Annotated in this window: 4 protein-coding genes; all 4 read left to right on the forward strand. The window is 50.3% G+C overall.

What is annotated here, in order from left to right; all coding sequences use genetic code 11:
- The first annotated feature begins 8 nt into the window (after nucleotides 1-8).
- From MAMMFC1_RS22715 to MAMMFC1_RS13915, 4 genes are read left to right on the forward strand one after another with little or no spacing between them, the layout of a single operon-like run.
- The gene (locus MAMMFC1_RS22715; RefSeq protein WP_126309078.1) at nucleotides 9-2,981 is read left to right on the forward strand and encodes a salicylate synthase; all 2,973 of its coding nucleotides are present in this window, start codon (nucleotides 9-11) and stop codon (nucleotides 2,979-2,981) included.
- Nucleotides 2,982-3,035: 54 nt separating this feature from the next.
- Complete coding sequence (locus MAMMFC1_RS13905) at nucleotides 3,036-12,152, forward strand: non-ribosomal peptide synthetase (RefSeq protein WP_126309079.1); 9,117 nt, start codon at nucleotides 3,036-3,038, stop codon at nucleotides 12,150-12,152.
- Between the two features lie 4 nt (nucleotides 12,153-12,156).
- Nucleotides 12,157-13,284, forward strand: coding sequence for a saccharopine dehydrogenase family protein (locus MAMMFC1_RS13910; RefSeq protein WP_197723818.1), 1,128 nt, complete (start codon nucleotides 12,157-12,159; stop codon nucleotides 13,282-13,284).
- A 3-nt stretch (nucleotides 13,285-13,287) separates the two neighbouring features.
- Nucleotides 13,288-15,570 (forward strand): bifunctional Gfo/Idh/MocA family oxidoreductase/class I SAM-dependent methyltransferase, encoded by a 2,283-nt coding sequence (locus tag MAMMFC1_RS13915; RefSeq protein ID WP_126309080.1) that lies wholly within the window; start codon nucleotides 13,288-13,290, stop codon nucleotides 15,568-15,570.

Genomic DNA, 15,570 nt, shown 5'->3' on the forward strand with positions numbered 1-15,570 from the left:
GGGACAGAATGAACGCAAACGAGGAATGGTTTGACAATGCTGTAAAAAAATACGAACAACTTGGTTATTGGGAACCATTAACGCTTGGACAACAATTAAGATTATGGGCTGAAAAATATCAAAACAGAGTCGCGCTTGTTGCCGATGATACCAGACTCACCTATTGGGAGCTTGACCGCAAGGTTGATGAACTTGCTGCCGGCTTTTTTGATATGGGAATAAAGAAAGGCGACAATGTGGTGGTGCAGCTCCCGAACCGTATATCTTTCGTCGTCACATGCTTTGCCCTGTTTCGTATGGGAGCTCTGCCGGTTCTTTCCCTGCCTGCCCACAGGGAGAGTGAACTTGACGGGGTTTTTGGACTTGCAAAACCGGTTGCTTATATTATACCGACAACATTTCTTGGCTTTGACTACAAAAAAATGGCAGATCAATTAGTGAAACAGCATCCCTGCGTCAAATTTATTATCACCGATGGTAAAAGCGAAGGCGGCATCAATCTTGCCGATATCAGCAGGCCGCCGGTAGACCTGGAATCACCTTCATACGGAGATATTGCCCTTTTGCTCTTATCCGGCGGGACGACCGGCACACCTAAGCTGATTCCAAGAACCCATGCCGATTACGCGTATAATGCAAAAGCTTCCGCCATACGCTGCAAACTGAACCCGCAAAGCGTCTATCTTGCCGTTTTACCGATTGCCCATAACTTTCCCCTTTGCTGCCCCGGAATCCTTGGGACACTGTCAGTCGGCGGCAAGGTGGTTTTGTGCAAAACCACCAGCTGCGATGAAGCCTTGCCGCTTATTGAGAAAGAGAGGGTGACAATAACCGCGCTTGTTCCTGCGATGGCAAATTTATGGCTGGAGGTGCTGGAGTGGGATACCTCAAGCGATATCTCAAGCCTTGAAGTCCTCCAGGTAGGCGGGGCTATGTTGGATGAAAATCTTGCGAAACGCATAATGCCGGAAATACAGTGCCGGCTTCAGCAGGTTTTCGGTATGGCGGAAGGCCTCATTTGCTCCACTTCCCTTGACGATCCTGATCATATCATCCACAGCTGCCAGGGGCATCCAATTTCGGATAGTGATGAAATAAGAATTATTGGTCCAGACGGAAACGATGTGGCGGCAGGAGAATATGGCGAACTTCTTGTGAGAGGTCCCTATACAATAAGCGGTTACTACCGGGCGCCCGAACAGAACCGCAAGGATTTTACCCCCGATGGTTTTTATCGTTCCGGGGATAAGGCAAGAATCACTCCGGATGGGAATTTACAAATCGGGGGGCGCATAAAAGAGCAAATCAACCGGGCCGGCGAAAAGATCATGCCGGCTGAAGTAGAGTCTTATCTATGCTTGCACCCGGATATAAAAGACGCCGCCTTGATTGGCCTTCCCGATGAAAATCTTGGCGAGAGAAGCTGCGCGTATTTGATAACCGACAAGGAAGAAATCAGCCTTACGGACATTCATAAATTTTTTAATGACATAGGGGTTGCGCGCTATAAAATGCCGGATCAAATCGAACTCATAGATTTCTGGCCGTTTACCAGCGTTGGCAAAGTCGATAAGACAAAACTTAAAGCGATGGCGGCGGAACTTGACCGTAAAGCAGAACATGACCTAACATCCTACAGCGAAGAAACAATTGATTTTGCAGGAGATGCCCATTATACGGCAGCACAGATTGTCGAGTCCGGCATCTTTGCAGACTATCTCCTTTACGAAAATAAGGAAGAATTGTCTTTGGGGATGGGAATTCATGCCTTGTTATCCGTCGATTCTGAATATACAACACTAAAAACAGAAAATAAAACGCTGCAGTTGGAAAATGGCATGTTAAGTGAAACCATTGCCAGAGTCTTCTTAGCGGTTCGGCTAAAAAACTGGCGTGCTTATGGAACTGCCAATTTCGGACTGTCCCGCTATAATCACAAACTGCCGCTTCTGTCTGAAGACAACTGCCTTCTGAAACTGTTTATTCCTGAAGTTGAAGTGCGGTTTATACAAGGCTCAATCCTTTTAAGAGCCTTGGGAGAGGACCGCTTTAAAGAGTTTGGCCAACTGGTGAGGAAGATATTGGATGCGGGACATAACAAAAGTATTGAAAATTGCCTTGCTAAACGAGTAAACAGGCGAAAATTGGAAGTACCGTGGGTAAATACCCATAACGCTGAAGAATACATGAAAATAGTGGCGGATGCTGTGGGGGAAATCCGGGAGCGTAAATATCAAAAAATAATTTTGGCCAGAAAAATCCCCCTTAATCAGGAACTGGATATGGTTGCCAGTTATATTGCGGGCAGAAAGGTCAATTCTCCCGCGCGATCCTTTCTTCTTAACCTCGGCAGTTTGAATGCGGCCGGGTTCAGTCCGGAAACGGTTGTCGAAGTTGACAGCCAAGGCTGGGTAAGCACCCAGCCCCTTGCGGGAACCCGCGCAAGCGGCGGCAGTGAGGAAGAGGGGAACAAGCTTAGAGATGAGCTCTTAAATGATCCCAAAGAGATTGCGGAGCATGCGGTTTCCGTAAAACTGGCGTTGGAAGAAATGAAAAGCATTTGTGATTCCGAAACCATTGCCGTGAGTGATTTCATGTCAGTTGCCAACAGAGGGACTGTTCAGCATATTGCTTCCAGATTAAAAGGAAAACTTAAACCCGGCTATAACTCATGGCATGCGTTTAATGCCCTTTTCCCTGCCGTTACGGCTTCAGGGATACCCAAAAAAGAGTCTATTGAGGCCATAGGAAGATTCGAGTCTCACCCCAGAAATCTCTACAGCGGCTGCGTAATGACTTTTGACAGCGACGGCGTAATGGATGCCGCCCTTGTTTTGCGGACTATTTTTCAGAAAAATAAGAACGCGTGGCTTCATACCGGCGCAGGCATAGTTGGCATGTCCATACCATCCAGGGAGTTGGAAGAGACCCGGGAAAAGCTAAGCAGTTATTCCAGACAGTTGGTGTGTCTCCAGTCGTAAAGCAGGATAACGGAGGCAAAGACAAGGCCAATATTAAGGGAGAGGAGTTAGGGGATGAAAAATCAGCCAGACAGCAAAAAATCTTCGTTTAATATATCTCCATTGAGCTATGAAGAGGTAAGGATGGAGATTACGGCCATGCTGCCCGCGCCTGTAAAGTTTGATGATGATCATAACTTGATCGAATTAGGCTTGGATTCATTACGGATTATGAGGATGGTAAACAAGTGGCGGCGGCGAGGAGCGGCAGTTACGTTTGCCGAATTGATTGCCGCACCCCGTCTGAGCGACTGGTGGTCTTTACTGAAAAAAGATGACACGGCGCTTTCGGCAGCTCATGCGTACGAAAAAGTGAATGAAGGGCATGAGGCTGTGAATGGACCCTTTCCGCTTACGGATGTCCAATATGCATACTGGATTGGACGACGGGACGATCAGCCCCTCGGCGGAGTAGGATGTCACGCTTACCTGGAGATAGACGGCAGGGATGTTAAGTCGGAGCGTCTGGAATCAGCCTGGGAACAATTACTGATGCATCATTCCATGCTCCGGGCAAGATTCCTGGCTGATGGGCAGCAAGAAGTACTGAATGAGCCTTTTACCAAAGCGCTATTGGTACATGACTTGCGTCTTTATCCGGAGGACGAACTCACATTGGAACTAAAGCGTATACGCGACCGCCTGTCCCATCGCCGTTTAGCCGTGGAACAGGGAGAGGTTGCCGGCCTTGAACTTAGTTTACGGCCAGGGGGGCATACGCGTATTCATTTTGATATTGATCTGCTGGTAGCGGACGTGCAAAGCCTGCAGATTATTTTACGGGATTTGGCTGCCGCCTATGCCCGTGGCTGCCGGCCCGCGGCACCGGTCAACTGGAGTTTTGCCGGCTATTTAAAACAAGAAGGGCAACGCCGGGTTTCAGACCAAAAAAGAGCCGCCGAATATTGGAGGCAGCGTTTGGCGACTCTGCCCGCGGCCCCTGGATTACCGTTAAGGGAAAAGCCGGAAACAATCAAGACTCCTGTTTTTAAGAGAAGAACTTATTTCGTAAAAGAAGCGGCTTGGACTCTTTTGCAAAAACGAGCCGCGGCTTGTCAAGTCACGCCGGCCATGGTGCTTTTAACCGCTTATGCGGAAATCCTTGACCGCTGGAGCACAAATTCGCGATTCCTCATTAATATGCCGTTGTTTGACCGTCAAACCGGGGAAGCCGGCATTAAAGATATTGAAAATATTGAAAATGTTGTTGCTGATTTTACAAACTTGCTTTTGCTCACTGTTGACTGCAGTTCCCGGCAATCGTTTTTGGACCGGGTACGAAGCATTCAGGCCCAGTTTCATACGGATGTGGCCAATGCGGCTTATTCCGGCATACAACTGCAACGCGATATGGCCCGTGTCCGCCAGGGGGAACGGGATTTTGCGCCTGTCGTTTTCGCGTGCAATTTAGGCACCCCGCTCATCAATGCTGAATGCCGCGAAACCCTGGGCAAACTTTCCTTTATGATCTCACAGACGCCTCAGGTATGGCTTGATTTTCAGACATATGAAATGGATGGCGGCCTTTTATTGGCGTGGGATGCCGTTGATCAATTGTTTCCCGAAGGTTTGATTGATCAAATGTTTGCCGCATATACCCGGCTTATTAACTGGTTGGTGGCGGATAACAATGACTGGCAAGCTTCGCCGGATATTTTTCCCGGTTTGGAACAGCAAAGACGGGACAGGGATGTTGAATGGTCCAGGCCGCAATCAAGCCAGTGCCTGCATACCTTATTTTTTGATTTGGCCGCCAGGAGTCCGCAAGAAACCGCACTGGTCGATAGTCGTTCCCATACGTATTTTTCCTACGGCGAACTATCCCGGTACGCCTTGCGGGTGGCGGCATTCCTCAAGGAAAAAGGCATAAAGGAAGGCGATCCTGTCGCCGTCACCCTGCCGCGGGGAATAGGACAAATTGCCGCGGTCCTTGGCATATTGGCAATGGGGGCTTGCTATGTGCCGGTCAGCATCGGGCAGCCGTATGCCCGTCGCGACCGTATTCATAAAAAAGCAGCAATTCGTTATGTACTTACCGATCATGAACAAGCGCAAACCATTGAGTGGCCTGCCGCTACCGTCGTACTTAATATCGCCGCAGCAGCGGACAACCCTCCCCTGGCTGCTCCCGTTGCAATATCGCCGGCGCGTTTGGCCTACATAATATTTACTTCCGGTTCCACAGGAGAACCTAAAGGGGTTGAAATTAGCCATTACGGGGCGTGGAATACAATTTTTGATATCAACCGGCGCTATAAGGTCGGCGCAGCCGACCGGATTTTAGCTGTTTCGTCCCTGGATTTCGATCTTTCCGTCTATGACATATTCGGGTTGCTGAGCGTGGGAGGCTCACTGGTGTTGATTGCGGAGGATGCGCGCCGTGATGCCGCCCACTGGTTGAACCTGCTGGACAAGTATCAGGTCACCGTATGGAATTCAGTGCCCGTTTTACTTGATATGTTGCTGGTAGCGGCGGCAAGCCAGCGGCAAAACAACTTGCCGCTGCGTCTGGCAATGCTTTCCGGCGACTGGATTGGCTTGGATTTGCCGTCACGGCTGAAAAGGGCGGCGGAGCATTGCCATCTGGTTGCAATGGGGGGAGCCACAGAGGCTTCCATCTGGTCCAATTTTTTTGATGTCAGCTTACCGCTGCCTGGGCATTGGACCTCCATTCCCTATGGTCGTCCATTGACCAACCAGGCGTACCGGGTGGTGGATGGCAAGGGGAGGGATTGCCCCGACTGGGTAGCCGGAGAATTATGGATTGGCGGGGCCGGCGTGGCGCAAGGATATCGGGGAGATCCCGAACTTACTGCGGAACGTTTTGTAAGCTGGCAGGGTTGCCGTTGGTATCGAACCGGCGACCGGGGGCGATATTGGCCGGACGGAAATATTGAATTTTTAGGGCGTGAGGATTTCCAGGTCAAAATCCGGGGTCACCGGATTGAGTTGGGCGAGATTGAAACGGCATTGAAGCAGCATCCGGATGTACGTGATGCCGCGGTCATAGCAGTAGGTGATCTTCAGGGAAATAAGCATCTTGCAGGCTATGTGGTTCCTGGCCGGGAAAACGGATCGTCACTTTTTGAAAGGGAAAGCGCTGAAGCGGAAAAACCCAAAGCGCTTTGGAACGCTTTGGTAAATGCGGGACGCGCGCAGACGCGGCAGGCTTTGCCCCCGGAGATCAAACCCGAAGATTTCCCTGTTTTTTGGGAGTATACGGAGTATTTGAGTATTCATTATATTTGCCGTGCCCTGGGAGAAGTAGGCGCTTTTCTTACGCCGGATGAGAAATACACGCTTGAAAGTTTGATGTATCATTGCGGAATTCAACCCCGTTACCGCGCGTTGGTGCAACAGTGGCTGAGAATACTGGCGGACAAAGGATTATTAAAAATGGACGAAACGGGCGCCTTTAGCAACACCCGGACTTTACCGGCAGAACTATCCGAAACTATAAAAGAAAACAGGGCATATCCGGCATGGGAAAAACATACCCGTGGTCTTTGGCGCTATTTGCATCAGATCGGCCAATATAACGCCGGCCTGTTGCAAGGTCATATTGACCCCCTGGAACTTTTCTTTTCCGAGGAGCTTTGCCTGTCTCCCGACGATCTTATGCAGACCCTTCCCGGGACGGATTACACAAACAGTATTGCCGGAAAAATCATGGAAACCGTCGTTCAAAATCCATCCGGAGCTGGACCGGTACGGGTGCTGGAAATAGGTGCCCGCTGCGGCAATCTGACCAAATCTTTGTTGTCTTTACTAACGCCGGACGAGGCAATTTATACTTGCACTGACCATTCCGCCTTCTTTACCAATACTGCTAAAAACAAATTCAAGAATTATTCCTTCGTTCAATACCAGGTGTTGGATATGGATCAAGATCCGCAAATTCAGGGATATGAGGCCCATAGCTATGATGTAATTATTGCGGCAAATTCCTTGCACCGGGCCCGGAATATCGAAACCACCCTGACGCATATGCGGTCTCTCCTGGCCCCCGGCGGCTTGCTGTTGTTGCTGGAGATGACCCGTAACAGCCGTTTGCAACAAATCAGCACGGGTTTCCTTGAGGAAGGCTTTACGCGTTTTGAAGATGAAAGACAGGAGGAACACTCGCCGCTTCTTTCCGTGGAAAAATGGCAGAACATTTTGCAGTCAAGAAATTTTGCTGAAGTTGCGATCTTCCCCGGGCAGGGCGAGCCGGCAAATATTTTCGGACAGCATGTCATAGTAGCTCAGGCGCCGCAGAATATCCAACGCTTCAACCCGGAAAAACTGTTCGGATTTTTGCGTCAAAAGCTGCCCGATTACATGGTTCCTTCTATTTTGCTACCCCTGAACGAACTGCCGCTTACCGCTAACGGCAAGGTGAACCGGCAGGCACTGCCGACGCCGGATAACCTTAAAAAGGCGAATCCGGAAAAGGTTTTTACAACTCCCCGGACGCCGGTTGAACGATCCCTTGCGGCTATCTGGAGCCAAATTCTTGCGATTGAGCAGATCGATATTACAGACAACTTTTTTCAACTGGGGGGTGATTCGTTACTTGCGACCAGGCTGAGCGCCATGGTGCGCAATAAGCTTGATGTCGAACTATCTTTGGGGACCATATTTGAAAGGCCGACCATTGCTGAACTGGCTAAATGTGTGCAGGCGCTTACGGAACAAAAGATAGAAAATTCCGATTCCGTTGCCCCCTTGCCGCAAATCATTCCGGTTCCGGATCAGTGGCACCTTCCCTTTCCTTTGACCGATATTCAGCAAGCATACTGGGTTGGCCGGAGCGGCGTCTATTCATTGGGAAACGTAGCCACCCATTGCTACTTTGAGATCGAAGGGGTTGATTTGGATATTGAACGGCTCAATAGAGCCTGGCAACGCCTGATTGACCATCACGGCATGCTGCGGGCTGTGGTTTTGCCCGACGGTCAGCATCAGAAAATTCTGGAACAGGTTCCTCCCTACCGCATCAAAATCCTAGATTTACGGGGAAAAGGGGCGGAAGCTGCCGAGGTTGGGTTGAAAAATATACGGGAAGAAATGTCTCACCAGGTTCTCGCTGCTGACAAGTGGCCCTTGTTTGATGTGCGGGCATCCCGTTTTGGCGAAAACCGTGTCCGGCTTCATATTGGCTTTGATAATTTGTTTCTTGACGGCTGGAGCATGTTTCACCTTCTTAGTGAATGGACCCGGCTCTATCATGATCTTGACGGTTCCCTGCCTTCTTTTGACTTGTCATTCCGCGATTATGTTTTGGCTTTGGAACGGCTCAAAGAATCAGAAGTATATCAACGTGCCCGGGAATATTGGTTTAACCGTCTTCCCGCCTTACCGCCGGCGCCGGAACTGCCTCTGGCGCAAAATCCAGATTCTGTTTCCCGGCAACGGTTCAGCCGTTTAGATGCCAGGCTAAATCGTGAAACCTGGCAAGAACTCAGGAAGCGCTCGGCCGAGGCGGGACTGACGCCTTCCGGAATACTGCTGGCCGCGTATGCCGAAGTACTCGGTGTTTGGAGCAAGTGCCCAAGGTTCACCATCAACCTGACCCAATTTAACCGGCTGCCCTTGCACCCGCAAGTAAATGACATCATCGGCGATTTCACATCGTTGACCTTGCTGGCTGTGGACAATTCATCCGGCAGGACATTCCTTGAACGGGGGCGTAACCTGCAGCAACAACTCTGGCGGGATTTGGATCACTCCTATGTTGGCGGTATACAAGTACAGCGTGAATTAGCGAAAAAACGCGGGGAGCATCAGGGGACGGCGATGCCGGTTGTCTTTACGAGCGCACTGGGTGTCGACCAGTGGGGCGGTGAGGATTCCGGCAAAAAGTGGCCGGGAAAACTCGTCTACAACATTACACAAACGCCGCAAGTCTGGTTGGATCATCAAGTGGTGGAACAAGAGGGGGAATTGCTCCTGATTTGGGACGCGGTAGCGGGGCTTTTCCCGGAGGGCCTTCTTGCCGACATGTTTGCAGCCTATTGCAATCTCTTGCAGCGTCTGGCCGGCGAAGAAACAGCGTGGCGGGAAACAGCGCCCAGCCTTGTTTCTGTTCCCCGGCTGGAAAAAAGAATGGAGGCTAACCGGACGGATGGGCCTGTATCTTTGGAAACGCTAACCAGCTTATTTGAAAAGCAGGTTGCCTGTCAGGCGAATTATCCGGCAGCCATTTCTTACGGTCGTACCTTGACCTATGAGGAACTGTCCTGCCGTTCCAATGCTGTGGGAAATCTCTTGCGGGAAAAGGGCGCCCGGCCCAATACACTGGTGGCAGTGGTAATGGAAAAAGGTTGGGAACAGGTTGTGGCGGTACTGGGGGTTCTTAAGTCCGGGGCTGCCTATCTGCCCATAGATCCGGCCAATCCTGATGAAAGACGCCGTCAGCTTCTGCGTGATGGGGATATCCGTATGGTTCTCACCCAGTCCTGGTTGGCAGGGAGACTGAACTGGCCTGAAGGTGTTGAGCTGTTGCTGATTGATCAGATGAAGCCGGGGGACAAGGAACTCACTTCGCCGGGGTTTGCGGGGAAGCCGGAAGATTTGGCCTACGTTATTTACACCTCGGGGTCGACGGGTTGCCCCAAAGGAGTCATGATCGACCACCGGGGGGCCGTCAACACCATTTTAGACGTGAACCGGCGTTTTTCCGTGGGGCCGGAAGACCGGGTACTGGCTCTTGCCAACTTGAATTTTGATCTTTCGGTATATGACATTTTCGGCATTCTTGCAGCCGGTGCAACCATAATCATGCCCGAAGCCGACAAAACCAAAGAGCCTTTCCATTGGCTTGAATTGATGAAGCAAGAGCAAGTCACGGTGTGGAATACGGTTCCGGCATTGCTGCAAATGCTTTTGGAATATGCTGCCGGCAGCGGTCAAACAATGCCGCAATCCCTTCGTTTGGTATTGCTCAGCGGTGACTGGATACCTTTGGATCTGCCGGACAAGGTTAAGGCTTATTTTCCCGGTGCCCGGGTGATCGGTTTGGGCGGGGCCACCGAGGCATCCATCTGGTCCAACCTGTATCCGATCCGGGAAATTGATCCCGACTGGAAGAGTATTCCTTATGGTCGTCCGCTGACCAATCAGCGCTATTATGTACTTAACGAACTTATGGCGGATTGTCCCGTCTGGGTGCCGGGTCAGCTTTACATTGGCGGAATTGGTCTTGCCAAAGGCTACTGGCATGATGAGGAAAAGACCAGAGATAAGTTTACCCATCATCCCCGCACAGGGGAACGTCTCTATTGCACAGGTGATTTAGGACGATATTGGCCGGATGGCAATATAGAGTTCCTGGGACGGGAAGACTTCCAGGTAAAAATCAGCGGCCACCGGATTGAACTGGGCGAGATCGAGGCTCTACTGAAGCGTCAGGACGGGATAAAAGATGCCGCGGTTGCCGTTGCCGGTCAATCGCACGAGGAAAAGCGCCTAGTGGGCTACGTGGTTCTTGACCGTGAAAAGGGAGCCGGTCTGTTTGAAACCGAGTATGCAAAGCCTGCCGTCTGCGCATCACGTTGGCAGGCAGTCCGGAGCGCAGGTCAGCTACAAGCGCCGCAAATCCCGCATTCCCTTGATATTGAGGCGATTTCAGCTTTTATGGATTATGCAGATCGTTTGAGTTATGCATTCATTTACAATACGTTGGATAATATGGGCATTTTTTCGGACGAAAGCGAAGGCTATTCCCTTGATGGGCTGATGCGCCGGTTTAAGATACATCCCCGCTACCAGACCTTGATTTTCCATTGGCTGAATGTACTTGTAGAGGAAGGGGTACTGAAAAGAAACGAAGCCGGTATTTATCGGAACAGCCGTTCTTTCCAGGAAGAACAGCCGGATATTCTTCAGGCGGGTAAGCTAAAATTGCCGCCAAGCGCAGCGAAAGAGGCATTGGCGCTTGACGCATTTTTCCAACGCGATGGTTCTTCCTATACGGGTCTGCTTCAAGGTGATATTGATCCAATCGAACTTTTTCTGCGGGAAGATTCCTTTTTGACACCCGAAGCATTGAGCCGGTTTAATCTTGCCCGGGAGTATTACACCGACCTTGCCCGCGAGGTGTTCGGCGCTATTGTGAATTCTTATCCGGCGGATAAAGAGGTGCGGGTGCTGGAAATCGGAACGAGGGCGGGAAGCCTGACGGGGACCCTTGTGTCTCTCTTGCCTGCCGGCCGGGGCAAGTACCTTTATACCGATGAGTCCTCTTTCTTTACAGACAGAGCAAGGCAAAAACTGGGGGCAGGGGCTCCTTTGGAATACGGTCTGTTTGATATGAACAAAACGCCGCTCCGGCAGGGATATGAGCCGCATTCTTTCCATGTGATTGTTGCGGACAATACTCTGCACCGTACCCGAAACATTGAAACGACATTGGCGTACTTGCAAGAAATGCTGGTACCCGGAGGGTTTCTTTTCTTCACCGAAGCAACCCGCAACAGGCGCTTGATGCTGACCACCGTAGGGTTTTTCGAGGATGGATTCAGCCATCTTGAAGATGAGAGGAAAACGGATTATCTTCTCTTAATTACCGCGGAAAAATGGGGCGATATTTTAGACAAGACGGGATTTTCCAGGGTTATGGTTTTTCCGGAAGGCGGGCAGGCCGCAGATGCATTCGGCCAGCACTTGCTGGTAGCCCAGGCGCCTGAAGCGGTCAGGGTATTCAAACCTGCTAATTTGGCCGCGGCAATGGGGCGAAAGCTGCCTGAGTACATGGTGCCCGCAACCTATGTGTTGCTGGCTGAACTGCCTCTTTCAGCCAATGGGAAAGTAGACCGGAAAGCACTTGCCGAGCTCGGCAGAGAAAAAGAGAGCTTGCCCAAAAAGGCGTACGTTGCCCCTTTCACTGAGGCGCAAGTAAAAGTAGCAAATGTCTGGAAAGAGGTGCTTGGTTGTAAAAATGTGGGAATCCACGACGGTTTCTTTGAATTGGGAGGAGATTCTTTGCGGGCGATTCAATGCATCAGTCTTCTGAAGGAGCGATACCAGGCGGATCTGACTTTGCAGAATCTTTTCGAAGCACCCAGCGTTGATCTGCTTGCACGGATAATCGAGGCAGGTGTGCCGGCAGCAGCAGAATTGGCAGAGCATTATGAGGAGGGAATGATATAGCGATATGAATTTGGCTAAGAAAACCATTGGGATCATGGGAGCCACCGGATATGTGGGCAGAGAAGCGGTTAAAACGCTTCTCGCTTTTACCGACCACAATATTATGCTTGGCGGCCGGGAGCCGGAAAAACTCCGCAGCATTTTCCCGGCGATGGAATCAAGGGGCGACTGCCTGCATGCAGATATTTACAACAGGGACCAGCTTTATTACTTTTGCAGTAAATGCGATTTAGTCATAAATTGTGCGGGACCTGCCAAACAAATTTTAGACAGGGTTGCAGCGGCAGCGATTGACCAGGGTGTTCATTACGTTGATGTTGCGGGCGACATCCATCTATACAAACAATTGCGGAAGAGAAATCAGGAAATAGCGGAGAAAAAACTGCTGTTTATTGTCTCTGCCGGGGTATATCCCGGTTTATCTGAGGTGGTCCCCGCTTACGTCGCTGAAACATATTTTGATGAAATCGATTTGCTGGCAGTATTTTTTGCCGGGCAAGGCGGATTTTCGCTGAATGCGGCTTACGACATTGTATGCAGTATTGAAGAAGATACCGGCCTGGGAATGACCTATTGCAAAAATGGTGCGGCTCAAAAAATAGAAGGTGCATTCCATAGCAGCTACGAACTGCCTTCCCCTGCCGGCAAAGTTGACGCGTATCCGGTTTTAAACCCGGAATTCAAACAAATAGCAGCGCGATATAAAATCAAATCGGCCTATTTTTATAACACCTACCCCAACAAGTCCGTATTGAACAAATTTGTCATGATTAAAGCTTTGGCGCAATATAAAACCGAAGAGCAGAAAAAAGCGTCGGCAAAAATTCTGGTGGAACAATACGCTGAAAAGAAAAAAGAAGCCGGTGATTTCACCATGCTTCATCTGATTGCCACAGGGAACAAAAACGGTAAATATTTAGAATTAGTTTCCAACCTCCTGTATAAAAACGACTGGAACACTTTATCCGGCATCGTTGCGGCAAATGCTGCCAGGCTGGTTGCGGAAGGGAATAGGGAAAGAGCCGGCTGTTTCTTTTTGACAGAAGGCGTAAACGCTGCCCAATTGCTAGAGCTGTTATCGGAGCGGAATGTTGGTTTGAGCATACATTTTTCACGGGGCGGAAGAGGGTGAAATATGAAGGAGAACAGGGGATTGCGGACTGTGGTGTGCGGTTCCAGGTTTGGACAGTTTTATCTTGAAGCCTTAAAATTGCTGCCGCAACAGTTTGAGGTGGCGGGCTTATTGGCAAAAGGCAGTGAACGTTCAAAAAAATGCGCCCAGCGCTACGGAATTAATCTATACACAGAGGTCGACCAGCTTCCCGATAACATCGACTTTGCCTGCGTAGTACTGCGATCCGGCGTCATGGGCGGCGACGGCACCCAGTTGTCGCTAAAGCTGCTGGCCCGCGGAATTCACGTAATGCAAGAGCAGCCGGTCCATCACAAGGATTTGGCCGTTTGTCTGCGAACGGCACGGCAAAATGGAGTACATTTCCTGACCGGGGATTTATACGTTCATTTGCCTGCTGTGCGCCGTTTTATCGCCTGCGCCCGGGTTATGCTGGAACAACAAGCTGCCCTTTACATTGATGCGGCCTGCGCCACTCAGGTTTCTTTTCCCATGATGCATATTCTGTTGGAAGCATTACCGGCTATTCGTCCCTGGAGAATCAGCAATGTGATTAAAGATGAGGGGCCGTTTCAAGTGTTGACCGGAACGATAGGAAGAATTCCCATTACATTGCGGGCCCACAATGAAGTCGACCCGGCCGATGCAGACAACCACCTTCATTTGTTGCACCGCTTAACTATTGGTGTTGAGGGAGGCAGCTTATCCCTTACAGATACCCATGGCCCTGTAATCTGGCAGCCTCGCTTGCACGTTCCCGTTCAGGATGACATTCCGGGCGGACTTTCAACGGCAACACCCGTCCACTTACTTGAAAACAGCGCCTATATACTGGGAACAGCGGTCCCCATCAGCTATAAAGAAATTCTTATGGAGCAATGGCCGCGGGCCATTGGACGCGACCTAACGGCGATGAGAGGAATGATTCAGGGAAATGCCGTGATGGATACGAGAGCGCAGCAAGAGCTTTTGTGCTCCCGCCAGTGGCAGGAATTGACCAATGCACTGGGATATCCGGTTTTGCGGACAAGCCGCGGTCATCAACCATTAGCGGTAAATATTTTAAAAGAAGCGGCGGCAAAAATTGCCGAAGATTCGGAAGAGTATTCCGGCCAAGTATCTCGGCCAAAGACGGGAAGCGCTGTTTTTGCCTGCACAGAGTATGCCGAAGATGAGGTTCAAGGTATTGATGCCGGGCAAGTGAAGGCGTGTGTGGAACGGCTGGATGAAGCGGCTTTGTCTTCCATGTTATTTGCGCTGCAGGCACAGGGGACACTGACAGTGACGGGACGGGAATATAGCGAGGCTGAAATTCTCTCCGCCCCGAAGGTGGCGCCCCGTCATCAACCCTTAATTTTGCGCTGGCTGCAGATACTTGCCGAACGCGGCTATCTTACTAAACACGGGAGAGATTTTCTCTGTACTGATCTGATTACGCTGGCGAGGGTACACCAATGTTGGGAGTTGGTAAAAGAAGCATGGAACGGTAAACTGGGTTCTCAGCGGATTATCGACTATCTCATAGCCAATGCTGAACAACTCCCGCAGTTAATCAGCGACAAACAGCAGGCGGCATTGATATTATTTCCTGAGGGCCGCATGGACGTCGCCAATTCTCTCTATCGTGACACGGTCATGGCGCGGTACCTGAATAAGTCGGCAGCAGAAGCAGTTATTCGTATTGCCGCCGGCAAGCAGGCTTCATCAAATGCTTCACCGGAAGATTCCCTGCGTATCTTAGAGATAGGTGCAGGAACAGGGGCAACTACCGATGCGGTGGTTCACAGATTAAAAACTGCTGTTTCCGAGCGGCTAAAGCCGGATTATTTGTTTACGGATATCTCTAATTTTTTTCTGGCACAAGCGCGTGAGCGTTTCAAAGATTGTCCCTGGATGCGTTTTCAAATTGTTGATATAGACAAAAACCTTATAGAGCAGGGTGTGAAACCCGCAAGTACAGATATCGTGATTGCGGCGGGTATGCTTAACAATGCCCGGGACACGGATAAGACGGTACAAGGTCTCATGCAGAGTCTCGTCCCCGGAGGGTGGATGTTAATAACGGAGCCGACGCGGGAATTCCTGGAAATGATAATTTCACAAGCTTTTATGATGACCCGTCCTGAAGATGACAGGAAAAATACTAAAACAACCTTTATGTCTGTGAAACAGTGGCTGGCTGTATTTCATCAGGCAGGTGGACAAGAAGTTGCAGCACTGCCTGATGAGGGACATCCGCTCGCTCCTCTTGGACAAAAACTATTTGTAGTGCGGAAGGGAGTGTAA

The sequence above is a fragment of the Methylomusa anaerophila genome (genome assembly GCF_003966895.1).
GTDB classification, from domain to species: domain Bacteria; phylum Bacillota; class Negativicutes; order Sporomusales; family Sporomusaceae; genus Methylomusa; species Methylomusa anaerophila.

What these genes read in the sequence shown, in the direction of transcription:
- MAMMFC1_RS22715 (WP_126309078.1), top strand. Translation starts at nt 9, where the DNA reads ATGAACGCAAACGAGGAATGGTTTGACAATGCTGTAAAAAAATACGAA.
- MAMMFC1_RS13905 (WP_126309079.1), top strand. Translation starts at nt 3,036, where the DNA reads ATGAAAAATCAGCCAGACAGCAAAAAATCTTCGTTTAATATATCTCCA.
- MAMMFC1_RS13910 (WP_197723818.1), top strand. Translation starts at nt 12,157, where the DNA reads ATGAATTTGGCTAAGAAAACCATTGGGATCATGGGAGCCACCGGATAT.
- MAMMFC1_RS13915 (WP_126309080.1), top strand. Translation starts at nt 13,288, where the DNA reads ATGAAGGAGAACAGGGGATTGCGGACTGTGGTGTGCGGTTCCAGGTTT.